At 74.6% G+C, this 23,603-nt stretch carries 16 protein-coding genes and 1 pseudogene; 2 read left to right on the forward strand and 15 right to left on the reverse strand.

Going from position 1 to position 23,603, the window contains the following annotated elements:
- Positions 1-352 precede the first annotated feature (352 nt).
- Complete coding sequence (locus ACGFSC_RS08495) at positions 353-550, reverse strand: hypothetical protein (protein WP_359915397.1); 198 nt, start codon at positions 548-550, stop codon at positions 353-355.
- Between the two features lie 406 nt (positions 551-956).
- Between ACGFSC_RS08495 and ACGFSC_RS08500 the strand changes: the two are divergent.
- Positions 957-2,240, forward strand: a pseudogene (locus tag ACGFSC_RS08500) (serine/threonine-protein kinase); the annotation flags it as partial.
- 885 nt (positions 2,241-3,125) lie between these two features.
- Here the strand turns inward: ACGFSC_RS08500 and ACGFSC_RS08505 are convergent.
- Positions 3,126-3,938: an RNA methyltransferase gene (locus ACGFSC_RS08505; protein WP_359906008.1), complete on the reverse strand. Its 813-nt coding sequence runs from the start codon at positions 3,936-3,938 to the stop codon at positions 3,126-3,128.
- 89 nt (positions 3,939-4,027) lie between these two features.
- Here ACGFSC_RS08505 and ACGFSC_RS08510 point away from each other — a divergent pair, with 89 nt between their 5' ends.
- Complete coding sequence (locus ACGFSC_RS08510; protein ID WP_359906005.1) at positions 4,028-6,769, forward strand: SpoIIE family protein phosphatase; 2,742 nt, start codon at positions 4,028-4,030, stop codon at positions 6,767-6,769.
- 135 nt (positions 6,770-6,904) lie between these two features.
- Here ACGFSC_RS08510 and cobA read toward each other — a convergent pair whose 3' ends face one another.
- From cobA to argB, 13 genes are all read right to left on the reverse strand, one after another.
- Positions 6,905-8,152, reverse strand: a complete 1,248-nt coding sequence (gene cobA / locus ACGFSC_RS08515; RefSeq protein ID WP_359906002.1) for a uroporphyrinogen-III C-methyltransferase — start codon at positions 8,150-8,152, stop codon at positions 6,905-6,907.
- A 101-nt stretch (positions 8,153-8,253) separates the two neighbouring features.
- Positions 8,254-12,168 (reverse strand): nicotinate-nucleotide--dimethylbenzimidazole phosphoribosyltransferase, encoded by a 3,915-nt coding sequence (gene cobT, locus ACGFSC_RS08520; protein ID WP_359905999.1) that lies wholly within the window; start codon positions 12,166-12,168, stop codon positions 8,254-8,256.
- Between the two features lie 483 nt (positions 12,169-12,651).
- A complete protein-coding gene (gene cbiE / locus ACGFSC_RS08525; protein WP_359905996.1) occupies positions 12,652-13,908 on the reverse strand; it encodes a precorrin-6y C5,15-methyltransferase (decarboxylating) subunit CbiE in 1,257 nt (418 codons plus the stop codon).
- A 136-nt stretch (positions 13,909-14,044) separates the two neighbouring features.
- On the reverse strand, positions 14,045-14,710 hold the full coding sequence (locus tag ACGFSC_RS08530) for a GNAT family N-acetyltransferase (RefSeq protein ID WP_359905994.1): 666 nt from the start codon (positions 14,708-14,710) through the stop codon (positions 14,045-14,047).
- Between the two features lie 198 nt (positions 14,711-14,908).
- Positions 14,909-15,736, reverse strand: coding sequence for a MetQ/NlpA family ABC transporter substrate-binding protein (locus ACGFSC_RS08535; RefSeq protein WP_359905991.1), 828 nt, complete (start codon positions 15,734-15,736; stop codon positions 14,909-14,911).
- A 57-nt stretch (positions 15,737-15,793) separates the two neighbouring features.
- Entirely contained in the window at positions 15,794-16,522 is a 729-nt protein-coding gene (locus ACGFSC_RS08540; RefSeq protein WP_359905988.1) for a methionine ABC transporter permease, read from the reverse strand.
- Complete coding sequence (locus ACGFSC_RS08545; RefSeq protein WP_359905985.1) at positions 16,519-17,544, reverse strand: ATP-binding cassette domain-containing protein; 1,026 nt, start codon at positions 17,542-17,544, stop codon at positions 16,519-16,521. The genes ACGFSC_RS08540 and ACGFSC_RS08545 overlap by 4 nt, the downstream gene beginning before the upstream one ends.
- Before the next feature lie 553 nt (positions 17,545-18,097).
- A complete protein-coding gene (locus ACGFSC_RS08550) occupies positions 18,098-18,598 on the reverse strand; it encodes a GNAT family N-acetyltransferase (RefSeq protein WP_359905982.1) in 501 nt (166 codons plus the stop codon).
- A gap of 215 nt (positions 18,599-18,813) precedes the next feature.
- On the reverse strand, positions 18,814-19,071 hold the full coding sequence (locus tag ACGFSC_RS08555) for a hypothetical protein (RefSeq protein ID WP_359905979.1): 258 nt from the start codon (positions 19,069-19,071) through the stop codon (positions 18,814-18,816).
- Positions 19,072-19,261: 190 nt separating this feature from the next.
- The gene (argH, locus tag ACGFSC_RS08560) at positions 19,262-20,686 is read right to left on the reverse strand and encodes an argininosuccinate lyase (protein WP_359905976.1); all 1,425 of its coding nucleotides are present in this window, start codon (positions 20,684-20,686) and stop codon (positions 19,262-19,264) included.
- Positions 20,687-20,811: 125 nt separating this feature from the next.
- The gene (locus ACGFSC_RS08565) at positions 20,812-21,360 is read right to left on the reverse strand and encodes an arginine repressor (protein WP_359905973.1); all 549 of its coding nucleotides are present in this window, start codon (positions 21,358-21,360) and stop codon (positions 20,812-20,814) included.
- Positions 21,361-21,383: 23 nt separating this feature from the next.
- Positions 21,384-22,616 (reverse strand): acetylornithine transaminase, encoded by a 1,233-nt coding sequence (locus ACGFSC_RS08570; RefSeq protein ID WP_359905970.1) that lies wholly within the window; start codon positions 22,614-22,616, stop codon positions 21,384-21,386.
- Entirely contained in the window at positions 22,613-23,488 is an 876-nt protein-coding gene (argB, locus tag ACGFSC_RS08575) for an acetylglutamate kinase (protein ID WP_359906023.1), read from the reverse strand. The genes ACGFSC_RS08570 and argB overlap by 4 nt, the downstream gene beginning before the upstream one ends.
- Between the last annotated feature and the right edge of the window lie 115 nt (positions 23,489-23,603).

Below are 23,603 nucleotides of genomic sequence, written 5' to 3' on the forward strand. Positions count from 1 at the left end.
CGTACGCGCACAGTAACGGCCGGGGCCGCGATCCATGAGGATCGCGGCCCCGGCCTTTTGTCGTCCCGTTCCGGTGGTTCCCCGGGCCCGGACGACCGGGGCGTCCCGGACGACCGGGGCGGCCGGCGACTCGGCCGGCGAGAACAGGGCTGGGAAAAGAGAAGAGCCGCGTACGGACGCCCTCACCGACGTCCGTACGCGGCGTCTCCGCCTGCCGGGGCGCTCTGCGCACCGCTCTCGCCCGTCCGCGTGTCATCGCGGCCGCGGCCTCCCCGGCGGCACCGCTCCCCGTCCCCAGGGGTTCGGTGCCCGTCTTCGACCGGCCTCGGGGCCGGAGTCCTTCTTTCCCCGCTCAGCGGGTGATCAGATCGGCGACGGCCTGGGCCTGGTTCGCCATCTGCTCCCACCCGCCGAACAGCAGCACCAGGAGCACGGCGCACGGCAGGGCCATGGCCAACGCAACGGCGGGGTGCCGCGTGGGCTGCTCGGTGGACCGGGACTGGACGGAGGCCGGCCGACGGCGGGGGGTTCCCGTGATCTGCGGTGCCATGTCCTTGCTCCTGATCCGGTCGAGTTGGCGCGGTGGACGGCTTACCTCGGGGGACGAGCTCCCCGTCCACCGCTGGACACAACGCTATTGGCCGGAGGGTCCTCCGGGCGTCATGCCGTCGTACTGTTCCTCGGACGTCCGGGAGGATGACGATCCGACTCGGGGCCTACTACCGCAGGGGGACGGAAGGCTCATCCGACCCCCGAGGGAACCCTGAGGGGCAACCCCGAGAAGCCCTTCGACGTCCTTGTGACCTGCAGGTCAACGCAAGATCCGACAATCGCACGGTGGCTTCAGGTGTTGCGTATCAGCACACCGCAGCGGGCAGTCCGTAAGCTGTGCCAGACAGGAACTGACGATGGCCCAACCGACGGGGCCTCACCCACAGGCTGACGGGGAACGAAACATGGCGATGATGCGGCTGAGGCGTGAGGACCCCCGCATCGTCGGGCCGTACCGCCTGCACCGGCGACTGGGCGCCGGCGGCATGGGCGTGGTCTACCTCGGCTCCGACCGCCGCGGGCAGCGCGTCGCCCTCAAGCTGATCCGCGCCGAGCTCGCCGAGGACCAGGAGTTCCGCACCCGCTTCGCCCGCGAGATCGCCGCCGCCTCCCGGATCCGGGGCGGCTGCACCGCGCGCGTGGTCGGCTCGGACATCGAGACCGAACGGCCCTGGCTGGCCACCGCGTACGTGCCGGGGCCCTCGCTCTACAAGCGGGTCGGCGACGAAGGACCGCTCAACTGGCCCGAGGCCGCCCGGATCGGGGCCGCGCTCGCCGACGGACTGGTCAAGGTGCACGAGGCGGGAGTGGTCCACCGGGACCTCAAGCCGTCCAACATCCTGCTCTCGCCCCGAGGCCCGCGGATCATCGACTTCGGCATCGCGTGGTCGCGCGGCGCCAGCACGCTCACCCACGTCGGCACCGCGGTCGGCTCCCCCGGCTTCCTCGCGCCCGAGCAGGTGCGCGGGGTCGCCGTCACGCCCGCCACCGACGTCTTCGCCTTCGGGGCCACCCTCGCGTACGCACTCACGGGGGACACCCCGTTCGGCTCCGGGGCGTCCTCCGAAGTGATGCTGTACCGGGTCGTCCACGAGGAGCCCGACCTCTCCGCCGTACCGCCGCAACTGGCGCCGCTGATCCGGGCCTGCCTGGCCAAGGAGCCCGCCGAACGCCCCGGAGCCGCCGCGCTGCACGAGCGGCTCAGCGAACTGGCGGCGCGCGGTGCGGCCGCCGGGAACGCCGGCGGCGCCCGCGGCACACGACCCGCACGGACCGCCCCCGCACCCGCACCCGCCCAGCAGGAGAACGGCCGGCAGAGCGTGCCGGCCCCCGGACGCCCGCCCGAGCCGCCCGCCGCGGCACGGGCCCGGGCTGCGGCGGGCCGCCCCGGCGCGCAGGCGGCCGGGGCCGCCGGACGGCGACCCCAGGGACCGGCCGCGCCCGCGCCGCGGCCCGAAGCCACACCGGTGACCCGCCCGCTGCGGGCACGTCCGGACCGTCCGCAGACCCCGCCCCCGGGCCGCCCCGGCCCCCACGACCGGGCACGCCCCCGGGACCGCCAGCACACCCCCGCCCCCGGCGGGCGGCCCGGCACCGCCCGGCAGCGGCTGCTCCGGCAGCGGCTGGTGGTCTTCGTCACCGTGACCATCGGGGTGGCGCTGGCCATCGCGGCGGCGCAGGGCTGCGAGAACCGGGACAACCGGAGCGTGCGGCCACCGAGCGCGGTGGTGGTGAATACGGGCTCCGGCGGCGAACAGGCGGTGCCGGGGACCTCGGCCGACGTCGTGCCGCAGTCCTCGACCGCGCCACAGGCCTCGACCGCGCCGCTCCCGGCGGCGGCGCGCGGTGGCGCGGACAGCGGGCTGACAGCCCCGCAGGCGCCCGTGCCACCGGTGGACTGGCCCAACCGCGGCTACCCCGACGGGGCCGGCGGACCGGCCGTCGCCCTGCAGAACGGGCACTCGGTCGGGCCCGGGCCGCAGGTCACACTGAGCGCGGTGCTGCCGGCCCGGTACAAGGGCCTGCCGGCCGCGGTGGTCGTCCTGCGGCGGGCGGAGGGTTCGACCCAGGTCGACCTCGTCCAGCTCTACACCTTCACCGGGGACACCCCGGTCGCCACCACCTCCCGCACCTCGGTGGCGGACCCGCAGGCGGCGGCCACCTGGCGACTGGACGGCAGCACGGTCGTCCGCGAGGAACGCTCGGCCGTCACCGGCGCCGTCGCCTCCACCCGCTACACCGTCCGCCCCGACGGCACCCTCGACGAATCCTGGCCCGGCGCCACTACCCCACCCCCCGCCGCCGCCCCGGCCCCACCCACCTCCCCCACCGGCTGAAGCCACCCGGACCCCGTCCGCACCACGACGGCCGACACGAGAAGTCGGGCGGGCCGACTTCTCATGCGGCGCGGCTCCGGAAGACGCTGCGGGCGAGCGCCTGGAATGCGGTCTCGGCAAAACCGGCACGCGCGAGAAGTCGATCCAGCCGACTTCTCGTGCAGGGCCCCCGGAGGACGCTGCGGGCGGGGGCGGTGGGGGCTCCGGTGGACCGGGCGTGCGTGAGGAGTCGGGCGGTCAGGGAGTGGGGGTGGTGACGGCGTAGAAGGCCACGGCTGCGGCGGCGCCGACGTTGAGGGAGTCGATGCCGTGGGCCATGGGGATGCGGACGGGGTGGTGGGCGGCGGCGATGGCACGGGGGGTGAGGCCGTCGCCCTCGGCGCCGAGCATCAGGGCGGCCTTGGGGAGGCCGTGCGGGGTGAGGGTGTGGAGGTCGACCGCGGCCTCGGCCGGGGTGAGGGCGAGCAGGGTGAAGCCGGCCTCGCGGACGGTGTCGAGGGCGGCGGGCCAGGGGTCCAGGCGCGCGTACGGGACCGCGAAGACGGCGCCCATGGAGACCTTGACCGCGCGCCGGTAGAGCGGGTCGGCGCAGTCGGGCGAGAGCAGGACGGCGTCCATGCCGAGGGCGGCGGCGCTGCGGAAGATGGCGCCGAGGTTGGTGTGGTCGACGAGGCCCTCCAGCACGGCGACCCGGCGGGCCCCGGCGAGCACCTCGGCGGCGTCGGGGAGGGGCTTGCGCTCCATCGAGGCGAGGGCGCCGCGGTGCACGTGGTAGCCGGTGACGGCTTCGGCGAGCGCGGGCTCGACCACGTGGACGGGGGCGTCGGCCTCGGCGATGACGTCGCCCATCACCTCCAGCCACTTGGAGGTGAGCAGCATCGACCGCATCCGGTAGCCGGCGGCCAGGGCGCGGCGGATGACCTTCTCCCCCTCGGCGATGAAGAGGCCCTCGGCGGGTTCGCGGCGGCGGCGCAGTTCGACGTCGGTCAGGCCGGTGTAGTCGGCGAGGCGGGGGTCGGCCGGGTCGGTGATGGTGCGGGGTTCGGACACCCTGCGATCTTGCCAAGCCCGGGCGGGGAAGGCCAAACGGCGGAGGGAGCGGGGTGGTCCCCGGCTGGCCGTAGTGCAAATATGACCGTATGGCCCGAAATCCGGGCCGATCCTGGGCTCCGTCGGCCTCTGGCGCCACTGGCTCCGCCGGCTCCCCCGGTGGGCGCCCACACGGTCGGCCACAGCTGCCGCACGCGAAGCGGCGGTGGCCGGTCTGGCACCGGTCGGTGGCGGGGCAGGTCTTCGCACTCCAGGTGCTGGTCGTGCTGCTGCTCGTGGTGGCGGCCGCGGTGGCACTGGTGGTGCAGTCGCGCAACGACGCCACGCACGAGGCCCGCAACCGTTCGGTGGCGGTGGCGCAGACCTTCGCCAACTCCCCGGGCATCGTCGCCGCGCTGCGCTCCCCCGATCCGACGGCCCTCCTGCAGCCGAGCGCGGAAGCCGCACGGGTCGCCTCGGGCGTGGACTTCATCGTCGTGCTGAACGACCAGGGCATCCGCTACACCCACCCGAACCCGGCCCGGATCGGCCAGAAGTTCGTCGGCGTCTACGAGCCCGCCCTGCACGGGCAGGTGGTGACGCAGCAGGTCTCGGGCACGCTCGGCCGCCTGGTGCAGGCGGTGGTCCCGGTGTACGCGCCGGACGGCTCGGTGGTCGGGGCGGTCTCGGCGGGCGTCACGTTGAAGAACATCAGCAGCGCCAGCCAGCGGCAGCTGCCGGTGGTGCTGGGCGCGGCGGCGGCCGCGGTGGGGCTCGCCACGCTGGGGACGGCGCTGATCAGCCGGCGGCTGCGGCGCCAGACGCACGGGCTGGGCCCGGTCGAGATGACCAGGATGTACGAGCACCACGCGGCGGTGCTGCACGCGGTGCGCGAGGGCGTGATGATCATCGGCGGGGACGGGCGGCTGCTGCTCTGCAACGACGAGGCGCGCCGGCTGCTGGACCTGCCGCCGGACGCCGAGGGCCGCCCGGTGACCGGGCTGGGCCTGGAGCAGGCGCCGCTGGAGCTGCTGACCGCCGAGCGCCAGGTGACCGACGAGGTGGTGCTGGCCGGGGAGCGGCTGCTGGCGGTGAACGTCCGGCTGATCGACCGGCCGGGCGGCCTGCCCGGATGCGTCGCCACGCTGCGCGACTCCACCGAGCTGGCGGCGCTGTCCGGCCGGGCCGAGCGCGCGCAGCGGCGGCTGCGGCTGCTGTACGACGCCGGGGTGACGGTGGGCAGCACCCTGGACGTGACGCGGACGGCGGAGGAGCTGGCGCAGGTCACGGTGCCGCGGTTCGCGGACTTCGTCACGGTGGACCTGGCGGACCAGGTGCTGACCGGCGAGGAGCCGCCGCCGGGCCCGTCGCTGGGGCGGATGCGCCGCGCCGCGGTGGCGGGCGTACGGGACGACGCGCCGTTCTACCCGGTCGGCACGGTGCTGGACGTGGTGCCCGAGACCCCGCTGGCCGGGGCGCTGCACAGTGGTGAGCCGGGCATCGAACCGCACCTGGCGGAGGTGGACGAGTGGCGGGACCAGGACCCGGAGCGGTCGGCGCAGGTACTGGCGTACGGGGTGCACTCGCTGGTGCGGGTGCCGCTGCGGGCGCGCGGGGTGCTGCTGGGGGTGGCCCGGTTCTGGCGGGCGCAGCGGGCCGAGCCGTTCGAGGCGGACGACCTGGCGCTGGCGGTGGAGCTGGTCGCGCACGCGGCGGTGTGCATCGACAACGCCCGCCGCTACACCCGGGAGCACACCATGGCGGTGACGCTCCAGCACAGCCTGCTGCCGCGCAACCTGCCGGAGCAGACGGCGCTGGACGTGGCGCACCGCTACCTGCCGGCGCAGGCCGGGGTGGGCGGGGACTGGTTCGACGTGATCCCGCTGCCGGGTGCGCGGGTGGCGCTGGTGGTCGGGGACGTGGTGGGGCACGGGCTGCACGCGGCGGCGACGATGGGCCGGCTGCGCACGGCGATCCACAACTTCTCGACCCTGGACCTGCCGCCGGACGAGCTGCTGGGGCACCTGGACGAGCTGGTGAACCGGATCGACCAGGACGAGGCGGCGGGCGGCGGGCGCGCGGAGCTGGCCGGGGCGACCTGTCTGTACGCGATCTACGACCCGGTGTCGCGGCGCTGCACGCTGGCCACCGCCGGTCATCCGCCGCCGGCCGTGGTGGACCCGCAGGGCCGGGTGGTGTTCCCGGAGCTGCCGACCGGGCCGCCGCTGGGGCTGGCGGTGCTGCCGTTCGAGACCGCCGAGCTGGAGCTCGCCGAGGGCAGTCGCCTGGTGCTGTACACGGACGGGCTGGTGGAGGACCGGGAGCGGGACATCGACGAGGGGCTGGAGCTGCTGCGGGCGGCGCTGACCGGGCCGCCGCGCACGCCCGAGCAGACCTGCGCGGACGTGCTCGGGGCGATGCTGCCGGCGCACCCGCAGGACGACATCGCCCTGCTGGTGGCCCGGACCAGGGTGCTGGCCCCGGACCACGTGGCGCAGTGGGAGGTGCCCTCCGACCCGGCGGCGGTGCGCGAGGTCCGGGCCGCGGTGGCGGAGCGGCTGACGGCGTGGGGGCTGGAGGAGGCCGCGTTCGTCACCGAGCTGATCCTGAGCGAGCTGGTGACCAACGCGATCCGGTACGGCTCCGGGCCGATCCGGGTGCGGCTGCTGCGGGACCGTTCGCTGATCTGCGAGGTGTCGGACGGCAGCAGCACCTCGCCGCACCTGCGGTACGCGGCGACCGAGGACGAGGGCGGGCGCGGGCTGTTCCTGGTCGCGCAGTTCGCGGACCGCTGGGGGACGCGCTACACGGCGACCGGGAAGGTCATCTGGACGGAGCAGCCGCTGGAGTAGCCGCGGAACGGCCGCGGAACGGGAGGTCGGACCGGCCGACTTCCCGCTCCGGCGCGTTGGCCGCAGCGCGTTCGCCCCCGCGGCCGCTGCGGCGCGTTCGCCCCGGCGGGTCGACGCCGGCGGGTCCGCGCCGGCCTACGGCTGGAAGGCCGCGGCCAGCACGTTGACGACGTCGCCGATGACGATGACCGCCGGGGGCTTGACGCCCTCGGCCTCGACCACCGCGGCGACGGTGCCGAGGGTGGCGTCCACCCGGCGCTGGGCCGCGGTGGTGCCCTCCTGGACGACGGCGACCGGGGTGTCCGCCGGCCGGCCGTACTCGACCAGCCGGGCGGCGATCGCGCCGATCTTGTCCACGGCCATCAGCAGCACCAGGGTGCCGCTCATCCTCGCGGCGGCCTCCCAGTTGGTGAGCGAGCGCTCGTCGTCCGGGCCGACGTGGCCGGAGATCACGGTGAACTCGTGGGTCATGCCGCGGTGGGTGACCGGGACGCCGGCCGCCGCGGGGACGCTGATCGAGCTGGAGATCCCGGGCACCACGGTGACCGGAAGCCCGGCCTCCGCGCAGGCCAGCAGTTCCTCGCCGCCGCGGCCGAAGACGTACGGGTCGCCGCCCTTGAGCCGGACCACGAACTTGCCGGCCTTGGCGTGCTCGACCAGCGTGCGGTTGATCGCCTCCTGGGCCATGAAGCGGCCGTACGGGATCTTGGAGGCGTCGATCACCTCGACGTGCTCGGGCAGTTCGGCGAGCAGCTCGCGCGGGGCGAGGCGGTCGGTGACGACCACGTCGGCGTCGGCGAGCAGCCGGCGGCCCCGCACGGTGATCAGGTCCGGGTCGCCGGGACCGCCGCCGACCAGGGCCACGCCGGCGCCGTGCGCGCGGTACTGGCGGGCGGCCAGCGAGCCGTCCCGCAGGCCGTCGACGATGGCGTCGCGCAGGGCGGCGGAGTGGCGCGGGTCGCCGGTGAGGACCGCGACGGTGGCGCCCGCGTCGCGGCCGCTGGCCGGGGTCCAGGCGGTGGCCGCGGCGGCGTCGTCGCTGCGGGAGCAGAACACCCGCTCGCGCTCGGCCTCGGCGCTGACCGCCGCGTTGACGGCCGGGTCGTCGGTGGCGACCAGGGCGTACCAGGTGCCGGCCAGATCGCCGTCCCGGTACGGGCGGGCGTGCCAGGTGAGCTCGCCGGCGTCAGCCATCGCCTGGACGGCCGGGGTGGTGGCCGGCGATATCAGGTGCAGGTCGGCACCGGAGGCGATCAGGGCCGGCAGCCGCCGCTGGGCGACCTGGCCGCCGCCGACCACGACGACGCGGCGGCCGGCCAGCAGCAGGCCCACCGGGTAGGGGGTACGGCCCTCGGTGCTCGGGTGCGGGGTGGGCGCGCTCATCGGCGGTGCTCCTGATCGGGGGTGAGGGTTGGGGAAGGTACGGCACCGCTCCGCGGTCCGGCGCGCCCTCGGGCCGGTCCGCGGAGCGGTGACGGGGTGCGTCAGGCCTTCTCGGTGACCCCGGCGGAGTCGAAGGTGGCTACATCGTGCATCGCCCGGGCCGCGCTCTGCACCAGCGGCAGGGCCAGCAGGGCACCGGTGCCCTCGCCGAGCCGCAGGTCCAGGTCGATCAGCGGGCGCAGGCCGAGCTTCGCCAGCGCGGCCTGGTGGCCGGGCTCGGCGGAGCGGTGCCCGGCGATGCAGGCGGCCAGCACCTCGGGGGCGATGGCCTTGGCGGCCAGCGCGGCCGAGCCGGCGATGACGCCGTCCAGGACCACCGGGGTGCGCAGCGAGGCGGCGCCCAGCAGGAAGCCGGCCAGGGCGGCGTGCTCCAGGCCGCCGACGGCGGCGAGGACGCCGACCGGGTCGCTCGGGTCGGGCCGGTGCAGGGCCAGCGCGGCGCGGATGACCTCGATCTTGCGGGCGTGGGTCTCGTCGTCGATGCCGGTGCCGCGGCCGGTGACCTCGGCCGGGTCGAGGCCGGTGAACACCGAGATCAGGGCCGCCGAGGCGGTGGTGTTGGCGATCCCCATGTCGCCGGTGACCAGTGCCTTGTTGCCCGCCGCGACCAGGTCGCGGGCGGTCTCGATGCCGACCTCGATGGCCTTGAGGGCCTCCTCGCGGGTCATCGCCGGGCCCTGGGTCATGTCGGCGGTGCCGGGGCGGACCTTGCGCGGCAGCAGGCCGGTGGCGCGGCCCTGCTGGACGGCGTCCGGCAGCTCGGCGGCGACGCCGACGTCGACCACGCAGACCTCGGTGCCGATCTGCTTGGCGAAGGAGTTGATCACCGCTCCCCCGGCCAGGAAGTTGGCGACCATCTGGGCGGTCACCTCCTGCGGCCAGGGGCTGACGCCCTGGGCGTGCACACCGTGGTCGCCGGCGAAGATCGCCACGCAGGCGGGCTCCGGGATCGGCGGCGGGCACTTGCGGGACAGCCCGCACAGCTGGGCGGAGATGATCTCCAGCATGCCGAGCGAACCGGCCGGCTTGGTCATCCGCTTCTGACGGTCCCAGGCCTCGCCGAGCGCCTTGGCGTCCAGCGGCCGGATGCCGCGCAGGGTCTCGGCGAGCAGGCTCTGCGGCTCCTCGCCGGGCAGCGCGCGGTTGCCGTACTGCTCCTCGTGGACGACCCAGGACAGCGGGCGCTTCTTGGCCCAGCCCTGCTGCTCCAGCTCGGGCTCGTCCGGGAACTCGTCGACGAAGCCGACGCACAGGTAGGCGACGACCTCCAGGTGCTCGGGCAGGCCGAGTTCGCGGACCAGCTGCTCGTCGTCGAAGAAGCTCACCCAGCCGACGCCCAGGCCCTCGGCGCGGGCGGCCAGCCAGAGGTTCTCGACGGCCAGGGCGGCCGAGTACGGGGCCATCTGCGGCTGGGTGTGCCGGCCCAGGGTGTGCCGGCCGCCGCGGGTGCGGTCGGAGGTCACCACGATGTTGACCGGGGTGTCGAGGATGGCCTCGATCTTGATTTCCTTGAACTGCTTGGCCCGGCCCTTGGGCAGCGAGTCCGCGTACGCCTCGCGCTGGCGCTCGGCCAGGGCGTGCATCCGCTTGCGGGTCTTCGCCGAGCGGATCACCACGAAGTCCCAGGGCTGCGAGTAGCCGACGCTGGGCGCGGTGTGGGCGGCCTCCAGGACGCGGATCAGCACCTCGTGCGGGATCGGGTCCGGGCGGAAGCCGTTGCGCACGTCGCGACGCTCGCGGATCACCTGGTGGACGGCCTCGCGGCCGGCCTCGTCGTATCCGGGGGCGGCCGGGCCGCGCGGCTCGGCCGGCTCCTCGGGCTGCTGCTCCGGCTGCTCCTGCGCCTCCTCGGCGGCGGTGCCCTCAGGGGCCTCAGGAGCCTCGGTGACCTCAGCGGCGTCAACGGCCTCAGCGGCGGGCTGCTCGACGGCTCCGGCGGTCGCCTCGCCGGCCTGCTCCTGGGCGGGCTCCGCCTCCGGAGCGGCGGCGGCGGCCTGCGCGACGGCGGCGGGTTCGGCCTCGGCCGGGACCTGCGCCGGCTCGGCGGCCGGCTCCGCGGGGGCCTCGGCCTCCGCGACGGCCTCGACGGGCTGCTCGACGGCGCCCTCGGCGGGAGCGGTCTCCTCGGCCTCTCCGGCCGGCTCGACGGCCTCGACGGCCTCGGCCACGGGCTGCTCCACGGCTTCGGCGGGCTGCGCCGCCGGAGCCTCGGGGGCGGCCTCGGCCGGAGCCTCGGCGGGCGACTCGGGGGCCGGCTCGACGGCTTCGGCGGCCTCGGCCTCCGCGGGCGCCTCCACGGCCTGCTCCACGGCCTGTCCGGCGGGTGCCTCGGCCTGGACCTCGGCCTGCTGCTGCGGCTGCTCGGCCTCCGCGGCGGGCTCGGCGACGGCCTGGCCGGAGGGCATCTCACCGGTGCCCGCGGCGGTCTCCGCGACCGGCTCGGCGACGGCCTCCGACGCGGTCTCCGCCGGGTGGGCCTGCTCGGCGGCCTCGGCCACCACGGCGACCGGGCCGGACTCGGCGACCGCGACGGCCTCGGCGGGCTGCGCGGAATCAACGGCCTCGACGGCCTCGACGGCTTCGACGGCCGCGACGGCCTCGGCCGCGGGCTGCGGCGCGTCGGCGGCCGCTATGGGCGCGGGCTGCTGCGGAGCCGTCTCCTCGACGACCTGGGCCTGCCCGGCCTTCTCGACCTTGGGCAGGCCGTGCGGGGTGGGAGCGGCCAGGAAGGCGGAGATCCGGCGCGGCTGGCCGGCCGGGGCCGCGGCCTCGGTCTGCTCGACGGGCACGGCGGCGCCGTCGGCGGCCACGGCCTCGGCGGCAACGCCCTCGGCGACGGGCTCGACGACGACGGGCGCGTCGGCCGTCCCGGCCACCGGCTGGGCGGACTCGGCCGGGGCGGCCTGCGCCGCCACGGCGACGGCCTCCACGGCCTCCACGGCGGGCGCGGTGGCCTGGGCGGCCTGGGTGGCCTGGGCCGTCACGTCCTGCGCGGGCTGGACCGGGTCGGCGTGGACGGCCTCCGGCGTCTCGACGACCTCGATCACCTCGATCGCCCCGACCGTCTCCACGGCCAGCACGACCTCGACCGGCGGCCCGGCCAGCGGCACCTGCTGGGCGTGCTGAACCTGCTGGAAGTCCTGCGCCTGCGGCAGCTGCTGCCCGTCCACGACCGGAACCCCGGCAACCGCCGGGGCGACCGGCGCCGTCGGGACGGCCTGCGGGGCGGCGGCGTGCGCCGGGGCGACGGCCTCGGCCATCGGCGGGCGGCCGACCACCGGGATGCCGTGCGCGGGCGTGCCGCCCTGCGAGGGGCCGCGGTCGGCCAGCGAGCGGACCGGCACCTGGCCGGTCATCAGCGACGGGTCCGGGATCGGCGGGCCGGCGTGCAGCGGCCGGCGCGGCTGCTGAGCCTGCGTCATCGGCTGCTGCGGCTGCGTCTGGACGGGCTGCTGCGGAACGGCGTGCTCGGCGCCGAGCACCGGCGGGTCCACCGGCGGCCAGGACGGCTCGACCGGCGTGCCGTCCTGCTGCGGCGCGAGCGGCATCTGCTCGGCCGGCACGGCCGGCTCGCCCCAGGAGCCCTGCGGGCCGGGCATCAGCAGCACGTCGTCATCGTCGTCCAGGCCGTCCGGCGTGTCGGGCTGGTCGAGGAAGTGGAAGGCCGGGCGCGGGGCGCCCTGGTCGACGGCCCAGCCGTCGCCGGGGTGGCCGGGCTGGGGCACGCCGGGAACGCCGTACCCGTGCTGGCCCTGCGGCGGGATGACGCCCGCACCCGGGGGCATCGCGCCGGGGACGCCGCCGACCGGAGCCGGGTTCGGGATCGCACCGCCGTCCGTCGCGACGCCCTGGAGGGGTGCAACGCCCGCGACGCCCTCCGGTCCGCCGAGCGGGTCATGCCCGGCGTGCAGGTGCTCCGGCAGTCCCTCGCCCGGGACGTGGCCGCCATCGGTCATTGTCAAAGCTCCTTCCAGGCCGCTGCCGCGCCCTCGGCGACACGATCACCGATCGCAGCGCCCATCCGCACGGGCCGCACCAGCACCGGCCCGCCCCTAACCACACGCGGCCGCCGCGCCGTGGCGCTGCGGCCCAAGTCCATCCGGCGCACTGCGGCACCCCGGCCCGGCGCGCCGCCCGTACGGGGCGGCACATCGTCTGAAACAACGACAACCCGGAGCAACCGGCACGACCGCACCGGACCCTACGGCATTCTCCAGGTCCGGCACGCGGCCCGTCGAATTGCCCACACTCCGAGCGGAATCGGATTGCACCGCGTCAAAAAGGTGACAAACCGACCGAATCGGGTGGGTCGCCGACCGATACGGCCGTCCAGGACGTCACACTACCGGCACGGCGCGGTCACCTCTCGAATCGGTGTCCGGATGCGACCTGGATCACCGTCGGCGCCACCGGACGGCCCCGGCACGCGCCCACGGCCTTCACACGATCTGCTCACCCCAGAGCACCAGCGCGCCGGTCCCGCCGGCCCCCAGCGCCAGACCGTCGCCCTCCCCCACCGGCCGCAACGGGGTCGCCTGGAGCAGCGCGCCGTCCGCCCGGTAACCGGCCCCGGCGATCGCCCGGTGGACCTCCTGCGCCTCGGCGAGGGTCCGGGGCAGCGCGACGAACCGCTCGGGCCGGCGGGCCAGGACGGCGCGCACCACGTCGAGTCCGCCGGACTCCACCACCGCCGCGTCCGGCTCCGGCAGGCCGCCCAGCACCTCGGGGCCGCTCCCGTACACCGTCTCCACCTCGACGCCGTAGCGGCGGGCGTTGACGGTCAGCCGGGCGCAGGCCGAGCGGGAATCCTCGACCGCGACGACGGCGGCGCCGAACCGGGCCGCCTCCACCGCGAGGGCGCCGCTGCCGGCGCCGACCGACCAGACCAGGTCCCCGGGGCGCGCGCCCAGACGGGCCAGTACCAGGGCGCGCACATGGGCGGGGAGCGCCTCCGGTGCGCCCGGCTCACCCTCCGTGCGCCCGGCGCCCGCATAGGCGTCACCGGGGAGCGCCCAGCCGCGTTCCGCGCCGGGGTAGCCGACCGGGCGCCCCGCGAGCCAGCCGGCCGCCTCGTCCACGGCGGAGGCCTGGGCGCCGCCGCCGATCACCAGCACCACGTTCGGGTCGCGCCACACGTGGTCGGCGATCCGGTCGGAGGTGAGGACGGTGACGTCCTCGTCCGGGGTGCCGAGGGCCTCGCAGACCACGAAGGTCCGGTGCACCCCGCGCAGCATCAGGGCGAGTTCGGCGGGCCCGGCGCCGGGCGCGGTGAGCACCGCGACCTTGGGGTGGGCCCGGCAGATGTTGGCCGCACGGCGCAGCCGTCCGCCGTGGACGCTGACCACCTGGGCGTCCTCCCAGGGCATGCCGGCCCGGGCGAAGGCGGCGGCCACCGAGGAGACGGCGGGCAGCACCTCCAGTTCGAGGCCGTACTCGGGGCGGCGCAGGGTGCGCACCACCCCGAAGAAGCCCGGGTCGCCCTCGGCGACCACGACGGCGGCGCCGCGGTGCTCGGCGATCCGGCGGGCGGCCTGCCGGACGTTGCCGAGGGTGATCCGCTCGGCGGCCTCCGGCACCGGGAGGGCGTTCAGTTGGTAGGGGGCTCCCGCCACCAGGGTCGCCGCGGCCAGGGCCGCGCCGGCGGCCTCGGTCAGCGGTGTGCCGTCCCACCCGATGACCGTGATCCGGTCAGCCATCTGCGGCCGTTCTCCCTCGCCTCGGTGCGCCACGCGATCCGCCGTCGTGCGGTGCCGGTCCAGAGGCTACCGGGTGCGGTACCCCGGACCCCGACATCTCGCACACATGTCCACGCCGGGTCAGGGGCTTCGGGGCTCAGTCGCGGAGCACGTAGCGCTGGTCGCCGTGCCAGCCCCCGCGGAGCGGCTCGGGCGACTCCAGGTCCTCCGGGAGCAGGCTCCACAGGATGAGGTCGCTGCGGCTCTCTCCCCCGGTCCGGCCGCCGGGAGATGCCTCCGGCACCGCCTCGCCGGACTCTCCCCGGACTATCCAGGCGCTGCGCAGCACGCCCTCGCTGATGCCGCCGATCTTCTGGGCGACCTGCTGGGCGGCGGTGTTGCCGGCGGCGGTGCGCAGCTCCAGGCGCAGGAAGCCGCGGTCCTCGAACAGCCACTGGGCGACGCCGAGGACGGCCTCCGGGGCGTAGCCCTCGCCGCGCGCCCAGACGGCGGTGACGTAGGAGATCTCGGTGCTGCGCAGCCGCCAGTCGGTGTTGCGCAGCTCGACCAGGCCGACCAGGCGCTGGGTCAGGTTCTCGGTGACGGCGAAGACGATGCCGCGCCCGGCGGCCCGGTGGGCGGGGGCGAGGGTGCGGGCGAGCTCGGCCGCGTACTCCTCGGTGAAGGGGTGCGGCAGGTCCGTCCAGGCGAGGACCAGGTCGTCGGCCATCATGGTGGCCAGCCCGGGGGCGTCGTCCTCCGCCAGGGGCCGGAGCAGCAGCCGTTCGGTGCTGATGGCGGTCTCGGGGAAGCTCGCTGCCATGCCGTCTCTCCTCGCCGGGTCGTGAACACAACACCGTACGCCTCCGTCGTGCCCCGGGTGCCACGCGGTGCGCTGCCCGCACGACGGTACGTCAGAACGCGGTCGGCCGGAGTGTCCCTGCCGCATACTGCCCGACCGGGCCCCCGCCGAGGTGCGGCGGGGGCCCGGTCGGGATCGGGGTGTCGAGCGGACCGCGGCTCAGAAGGCCGGGATGACCGAACCCTGGAAGGTGTCGTTGATGTACTTCTTGACCTCGTCGGAGTGCAGCAGCTCGGCCAGCTTCTTGACCCGCGGGTCGTTCTCCTTGCCCTTCTTGACGGCCAGGATGTTGGCGTACGGGTTGCCCTCGGCCTTCTCCAGCACCAGGGCGTCGGTGGCCGGCTTCAGGCCGGAGTCGATCGCGTAGTTGCCGTTGATGACGGCGGCGTCGAGGTCGGCGACGGAGCGGGGCAGCTGGGCGGCCTCCAGCTCCTTCCACTTGAAGTTCTTCGGGTTGCCGGTCACGTCCGCCGGGGTGGCGGCGGTGGTGACGCCGTCCTTGAGGGTGATCAGCTTGTTGTCCGCGAGCAGCTTGAGCGCGCGGCCCTCGTTGGTGGCGTCGTTCGGCAGACCGATGGTGGCGCCGTCCGGCAGGTCGGCGATCGCCTTGACCTTCTTGGAGTAGACGCCCAGCGGCTCCAGGTGCACGGGCTCGACCGACACGATGTCGGTGCCGCGCTTCTTGTTGAAGTCCTCCAGGTACGGGACGTGCTGGAAGTAGTTGGCGTCGGCCGAACCGTCCTGCACCGCCGTGTTGGGGGTCACGTAGTCGGTGACCTCCTTGATGTCGAGCTTGAGGCCCGCCTTCTCCGCGAGGTTGTCCTTGACGAACTTCAGGATCTGACCGTGCGGGGTGGGGCTGGCCACGACCTTGAGCGGCGCGTTCGCGTCCGACGAGGAGGAGGACCCGGAGCTGCCGCAGGCGGCGAGCGAGAGGGCGACGCCGGCGGTGGCGAGGATGCTGGTGAACTTCAGAACGTTGCGCACGAAAAGTGCCTTTCTGCGTGGAACGGGGAGCCGCGCCCGGGGTCGGACGGGGGAGGTCTAGGAGGCGACGAGGTCCTCGTCGGGAGTCGTCCGGGAGCGGCCGAGCAGCCGGGTCCGGCCGCCGGTGCGCCCGCGGTGGGAGAGCCGCTGGACGACGAAGTCGCCGATCAGCTGGACGGCGGTGACGATGATCACCAGCTCGGCCACGATGACCCACATGAAGGTGGTCTCGAAGCGCTGGTAGCCGTAGTTGACGGCGAGGGTGCCGAGGCCGCCGCCGCCGACCGTGCCGGCCATCGCGGAGTAGCTGATCAGGGTGATGACCGTGGTCGTGACCGAGGCCACGATGCCGGGCAGGGCCTCGGGCAGCAGGGTCTTGCGGACGATCGTCCAGGTGCTGCCGCCCATCGACTGGACCGCCTCGACCAGGCCCCGGTCGACCTCACGGACCGAGGTCTCGACCAGGCGGGCGAAGAACGGGATGGCGCCGATGGTCAGCGGCACGGTCGCCGCCTGCCAGCCGATGGAGGTGCCGACCAGCCAGCGGGTGAAGGAGATCAGCGCGATCATCAGGATGATGAACGGCACCGACCGGGCGAGGTTCACGACGAAGCCGATGCTCTTGTTGACGGCCCGGTTGGCCAGCAGGCCGCCCTTGTCGGTGAGCACCAGCAGCACGCCCAGCGGCAGGCCGAGCAGGACGGTGACGACCGCGGACACCCCGACCATCTGGAAGGTCTCCTGCGTGGCGGGCCCCATCAGGGCCCACATCTCGTCCCAGGTCATGCCACCGCTCCGTCCGTCGCACCGATCACGTCCACCTGCAGGCCCTGCTCGCGCAGGTAGCCGATCGGCACCACGTTGTCCTGGTGGCCGCCGGACAGCTCGACCCGCATCCGGCCGACCATCCGGCCGGCGATGGTCTCCACCGCGGCGCCGAGGATGTTGATGTCGATCTGGTAGGTGCGGGCGAGCTGGGAGACGAAGGGCTGGGCCGAGCTGTCGCCCTGGAAGGTGATCTCCAGCACGGTGGAGCCGGGGTGGCCGGTGCCGAACTCGCTGAGCGGGAACAGTTCGCGGGCCAGCTCGGAGCCGGGCCTGGCGAGCAGGTCGGTGAGCTCGCCGGACTCGACCACCCGGCCGCCGCGCATCAGGGCGGCGGAGTCGCAGACGGACTTGATGACGTCCATCTCGTGGGTGATCAGCAGGACGGTGAGGCCCAGCTGCTGGTTGAGCTCGCGCAGCAGCTTGAGGATCGAGCGGGTGGTCTCCGGGTCGAGCGCCGAGGTGGCCTCGTCGGAGAGCAGCACCTTGGGGTCGCCGGCCAGCGCCCGGGCGATGCCGACGCGCTGCTTCTGGCCGCCGGACAGCTGGTTGGGGTAGCTGCGGGCCTTGTCGCCCAGGCCGACCAGGTCGAGCAGTTCGGCGGCCTTGCGGCGGCGCTCGGTGCGGTCCAGGCCGATGATCTCCAGCGGGAGCTCGACGTTCTGCTGCACCGTCCGCGAGGAGAGCAGGTTGAAGTGCTGGAAGACCATGCCGATCCGGCGGCGGGCCTCGCGCAGCTCCTTGCCGGCCCGGTTCTCGCCGCCGGCCAGCGCGGTCAGCTCGACCCCGTCCACGGTGACCGTGCCGGAGGACGGGCGCTCCAGCATGTTCACGCAGCGGATGAGGGTGGACTTGCCGGCACCGCTGGTGCCGACGACTCCGTAGACCTCGCCCGGGCGGACGTGCAGGTCGACACCGGCGAGGGCGGTCACCTCGCGGCCTCGGGAACGGTAGACCTTCGTCAGGTCCGTGGTGGTGATCACAGCGGCTTTCCGTGGGTCGGGGGCGGGCGGCGCGGGTCGACCGCCCGACCTGCTTGCGGTCGGCGGGGCGACCTCACGGCGCTGCGCCAGGAGGGTCCGGACCTGGCGTCCCTCGATCGTGGCCGTTGGACGCCGGGGCCGCGCGACGGCGTGGCCCCAACGGGTCAACGGCACCCGCGCGGATGCGGGCACGACGGGGGAAGGGGTCCGGGAGGAGGGGCGCGCTCGCACGGGCGGGAGCGCTGCCGGAGTCTCGCTTCGGGGCGCGAGGGGGAGGCGCCCTCAGCGGGGCGCCGGGGGCGGTGGCCCTCAGCAGTGACACATTCGACGACACATGGCACGCTCACCTGCCGGCAGGGTGCCGGTGGGGGTCCAGTTCGTCGTCGCAGTCATGTGAGCCAGTAAAACAGATGGGTCGAATTCCGCCCAATTGTTTGGCGGAGCTGTCCGCAATGCGGACAGATACCCCTGTGACCTGCATGGATACGGCTCGGCGCCGCCACCGGTGGTCCGGATGGTGGCGGCGCCGGGAAACGTGCGCGGGGCGGCGGGCTCAGGCCGTCGCCGCGAGCGGCGTCGCGGCGGGCTTCTCCAGGTGGACGTAGCTCAGCCGGCTGGTGATCTGCTCGACCCCGGTCTGGCGGTACCCCTGTCGAGCGTACAGCCGCAGGTTGCCGAGGCTGCGGTGGCCGGTGGACAGCCGGTAGGCGCTCACCGGGCCCTCCTGGGCCATGCGGCGCTCCAGCGCGTCCAGCAGGCGGCCGCCGAGGCCGTGGCGCTGCATCCGCGGGTGGACGACCAGGCGCCCTATCCGGGCGACGCCGTCGTCGCCGACGCGGCCGCGGACGGTGCCGACCACCTCGTCGCCCAGCCGGGCGACCAGGAAGTGGTCCTCGGACAGTTCGGCGCGCAGGCTCTCCAGGCTCTGCGTCAGGGGCTCGATCGCCCAGTCGCCGTACAGCTCGGCCTCGGGCTGGTAGCCGAGGTACTGGAGCTTGAGGATCTGCTCCGCGTCCTCGGCCTCCGCAGCCGAGATGATCACGCTCATGCCCATGTGGAGGGGCCTCCCCAGTCGTCGTGCCCGGCGCGCAGAGGGTGGCGCGCTCACGCTCAGTATCCGAGTGATCGCACCACCGTCAAGAGCTGCGTTCGCCAGCGCTCTACCCGGGTGTCAGCTCCGCTCAACCTTCGCGGGGGCGGACGTGAGCAGGGTCACCTCCCGTGCCGCACGGGTTCCGCCCGGCCGCACGGGCTGCTCAGGGGTGGCGCTCAGGGGTAGCGCTCCGCGTGGAGCAGCATCCGCAGGCAGGCCAGGCAGCGCGAGCGGGTGGGGCCGATCGAGCCGCGCGGCATGCCGAGCCGCTCGGAGAGCTCACGGTACGTGGGCGGCGGGTCCTCGGCGAGCGCGGCGATCAGCTGCGGACAGCGGCCGGGCAGGGCGGCGACGGTCTCGCGGACCGCGCGGCGGCGGGCTTCGGCGAGGTAGACGTCCTCGGCGGAGGGGGCGGGCGGGAGGGGGGTGCACACACCGTGCATGACGGCCCGGGGCGGGGCCGGTTACGCCCGGGCCGGGGCGCGGACACGGGAGGGGCGCGCCGGTCGGACCGCCGCGCCCCTCCCCCGCCGCACCGGGGGTCGATCCCGTCGCGCCCGGGCGTCGATCCCGACCGTGCCGGGGGTCGACCCCTCCGTCGGCGGGCCGGCCGCCCGCGAGGGGTCAGCCCCGGACCCACTCCTGCTGCCGCGCCAGGTCCGCCTTCACCTCGGCGAGCTGGACCGCGACCGCCGAGGGGGCCGTTCCGCCGCGCCCGTTGCGGGCGGCGATGGCGCCGTGGACGCTGAGCACCGAGCGCACCTCGGGCGTCAGGTGCTCCGAGATCGCGGCGAACTGCCCGTCCGTCAGGTCGGACAGTTCGATGCCCTCGGCCTCGCAGACCTTGACGCAGGCGCCGGCCACCTCGTGCGCGACCCGGAACGGCACGCCCTGCTTGACCAGCCACTCGGCGATGTCGGTGGCGAGCGAGAAGCCGGCCGGGGCCAGCTCCTCCAGCCGCTCCCGGTGCACGGTGAGGGTGGCCATCATCCCGGTGAACGCGGGCAGCAGCACCTCCAGCGTGTCGCAGGAGTCGAAGACCGGCTCCTTGTCCTCCTGGAGGTCCCGGTTGTAGGCGAGCGGCAGCGCCTTGAGGGTGGCCAGCAGGCCGGTCAGGTTGCCGATCAGCCGGCCGGACTTGCCGCGGGCGAGCTCGGCGATGTCCGGGTTCTTCTTCTGCGGCATGATCGAGGAGCCGGTGGAGAAGGCGTCGTGCAGCGTGATGAAGCCGAACTCCTTGGTGTTCCAGATGATCACCTCCTCCGCGATCCGGGAGAGGTTGACGCCGACCATCGCGGTCACGAAGGCGAACTCGGCGACGAAGTCGCGCGAGGCGGTGCCGTCGATGGAGTTGCCGGCCGAGCCGCCCTCGAAGCCGAGCTCGGCGGCGACGGCCTCCGGGTCGAGGCCGAGCGAGGAGCCGGCCAGCGCGCCGGAGCCGTACGGCGAGACGGCGGTGCGGGCGTCCCACTGGCGCAGCCGCTCGGCGTCCCGGCCGAGGGCCTGCACGTGCGCGAGGACGTGGTGGGCGAAGAGCACCGGCTGGGCGTGCTGGAGGTGGGTGCGGCCCGGCATCGCGGTGTCCGGGTGCGCCTCGGCGAGGCCGACGAGGGCCTGCTGGAGGTCGAGCAGCAGGCTGCCGATGGTCTTCGCGTGGTCCCGCAGGTACATCCGGAACAGGGTGGCGATCTGGTCGTTGCGGGAGCGTCCGGCCCGCAGCTTGCCGCCGAGGTCGGGGCCGAGGCGCTCCAGCAGGCCGCGCTCCAGGGCGGTGTGCACGTCCTCGTCGGCGACGGTGCCGGTGAAGGTGCCCGCCCGGACGTCGGCCAGCAGCCGGTCCAGGCCGCCCAGCATGCCGGTCAGCTCCTCGTCGGAGAGCAGGCCGGCCTTGTGCAGGACCCGGGCGTGGGCCTTGGAGCCGGCGATGTCGTACGGCGCGAGGCGCCAGTCGAAGTGGACCGAGGCCGAGAGCCGGGCGAGCGCCTCGGACGGGCCGTCGGCGAAGCGCGCGCCCCAGAGGCGGACGTCGGAGGGCTGCTCGGCGGTCATCGCGTGACTCCTTCATGCATGTGCAGTGGACGGCATAAGTATGCACGACGCCGTATGAAACACAAAACCCCGGCCGGAGGGTTCTCCGTCGGCCGGGGTTCGTCGAGGTCAGGCGCTGCGCGGCGCTACTGGGCCTTCGCCTGGGCGAGTTGCATGAGGTGGTCGGCGAGCGCCTGGCCGCCGGCCGGGTCGCGGCTGATCAGCAGCACGGTGTCGTCGCCGGCGATGGTGCCGATGATCTCGAAGACCTCGGCCTGGTCGATCGCCGAGGCCAGGAACTGGGCGGCGCCCGGCGGGGTGCGCAGCACCACCAGGTTGCCGGAGGCCGTCGCGGAGACCATGAGTTCGCCGGCCAGCCGGGCCATCCGGCCCTCGCTGGCCGACTCCCCCATCGGCGCGCGCGGCGTGCGGTCGCCGCCCTCGGCCGGGACGGCGTAGATCAGCGCGCCGTCCCGGTTGCGGATCTTGACCGCGCCCAGCTCGTCCAGGTCCCGGGAGAGGGTGGCCTGGGTCACCACGAGTCCATCGTCGGCGAGCAGCTTGGCGAGCTGGCTCTGCGAACGCACGGGCTGGCGGGTGAGCAGGTCCACGATCCGCCGGTGGCGCGCGGTGCGGGTCTGCGGGACCTGCGGCGTCGGGCCGGCGGCGGACGAGCCGGAGCGGGAAGCGGTCATGTGATTATTCTCCCGGACGACGGTCAACTCGCATCGGCCGGGGCACTCTCGCGCACCGTCCGGAGGATGCCCGGCAGCGCGGCCAGGAAGGCGTCCGCCTCCTGCTCGGTCAGCACCAGCGGCGGGGCCAGCCGGACGGCGTCCGGGACGGCCGCGTTGACCAGGTAACCCGCCTCCTGGGCGGCCGCCTGGACCCGCGCCGAGACCGGCTCGGTGAGCACGATGCCGAGCAGCAGGCCCGCCCCGCGCACGTGCGAGACCAGCGGGTCGCCGAGCGCCTCGATTCCGTGCCGCAGCCGCTCGCCCAGCTTGCGGGTGTGCTCCAGCAGGCCCTCGGACTCGATGGTGTCCAGCACCGCGAGCCCGGCCGCGGCGGCCACCGGGTTGCCGCCGAAGGTGGTGCCGTGCTGGCCCGGGGTGAGCAGTTCGGCGGCCGGCCCGAAGGCGAGCACCGCGCCCATCGGCAGACCGCCGCCGAGCGCCTTGGCCAGGGTGACCACGTCCGGCTCGACGCCCTCGTACGCCTGGTGGGCGAACCAGTGGCCGGTGCGGCCGACACCGGTCTGGATCTCGTCCAGGACCAGCAGGGTGCCGGTGGCCCGGGTGATCTCGCGCGCCGCCCGCAGGTAGCCCTCGGGCAGCGGGACGGCGCCGTTCTCGCCCTGGATCGGCTCCAGGAAGACGGCGGCGGTCCCGGTGGTGACGGCCGCGCGCAGCGCCTCGACGTCGCCGAACGGGACGTGGGTGACGTCGCCGGGCAGCGGCCGGAACGGCTCCTGCTTGGCGGGCTGGCCGGTGAGCGCGAGGGCGCCCATGGTGCGGCCGTGGAACGCGCCCTGGAGGGCGACCAGGTGGGTGCGGCCGGTCCGCCGGCTGATCTTGAAGGCGGCCTCGTTGGCCTCGGCGCCGGAGTTGCAGAAGAACACCCGCCCGCCCGGGCGGCCGTCCAGCTCCAGCAGCCGCTCGGCGAGGGCGATGGTGGGCTCGGCCATGAAGAGGTTGGAGACGTGGCCGAGGGTGGCGATCTGCCGGCTCACGGCCTCGACGACGGCCGGGTGGGCGGTGCCGAGGGCGTTGACGGCGATGCCGCCGAGCAGGTCGGTGTACTCCTTGCCGTCGGCGTCCCAGAGCTTGCTGCCCTCGCCGCGCACCAGCGGGATGCGGGGGGTGCCGTAGTTGTCGGTGAAGGAGTGCTGCCACCGCTGGGCGAGCTGCTCGTTGTGCGTCACGTCGGTCATGTCGGTCCCGCCGGTCATGCCAGTCCCCCGGTCACGGTCGCTTCGTCGTCCGGCACGACCATCGTGCCGATGCCCTCGTCGGTGAAGATCTCCAGCAGCAGGCTGTGCTGGACCCGGCCGTCCAGCACGCGGGCGGTGCCCACGCCGGAGCGGACGGCGCGCAGGCAGCCCTCCATCTTGGGGAGCATGCCGCTGGCCAGGTCGGGCAGCAGCTCCTCCAGCTCGCTCGCGGTGAGCTGGCTGATCACGTCGTCCGAGTTCGGCCAGTCCTTGTAGAGGCCCTCGACGTCGGTGAGGACGACGAGCATCTCGGCGCCGAGCGCGACCGCGAGGGCGGAGGCGGCGGTGTCGGCGTTGATGTTGTAGACGTGGCCGTCGGTACCGCGGGCGATCGAGGAGATGACCGGGATGCGGCCGTCGGCGATCATCGCCTTCACCGCGCCGGACTCGATGTTGACGATGTCGCCGACCAGGCCGATGTCGACCTGCTCGCCGTCCACCACCGCGTAGCGCTTGACCGCCGTCATGGTGTGGGCGTCCTCGCCGGTCATGCCGACCGCGAACGGGCCGTGCCCGTTGAGCAGGCCGACCAGCTCGCGCTGCACCTGGCCGGCGAGCACCATCCGGACCACGTCCATGGTCTCCGGGGTGGTGACCCGCAGGCCGTTGGTGAAGCTCGACTCCAGGCCCAGCCGGTCGAGTTGGGCGCTGATCTGGGGGCCGCCGCCGTGCACCACGACCGGGTGCAGACCGGCGTAGCGCAGGAAGACGACGTCCTGGGCGAAGGCGGCCTTGAGGCTCTCGTCCACCATCGCGTTGCCACCGAACTTGATCACGACGGTCTTGCCGTGGAAGCGCTCCAGCCACGGCAGCGCCTCGATCAGCGTCATGGCCTTGGGCAACGCGGTGTTGTTGCGGGCCTGTTCGCCCTTGGGTGCGATCTGCACGGGATTCCCTCGTCGATGGGGGTCCCCCCGGCCGCAGGCTGGGGGAGGATGTCGCGGA

Source organism: Kitasatospora sp. NPDC048715, from assembly GCF_043198905.1.
Classification (GTDB): Bacteria; Actinomycetota; Actinomycetes; order Streptomycetales; family Streptomycetaceae; genus Kitasatospora; species Kitasatospora lactacystinica.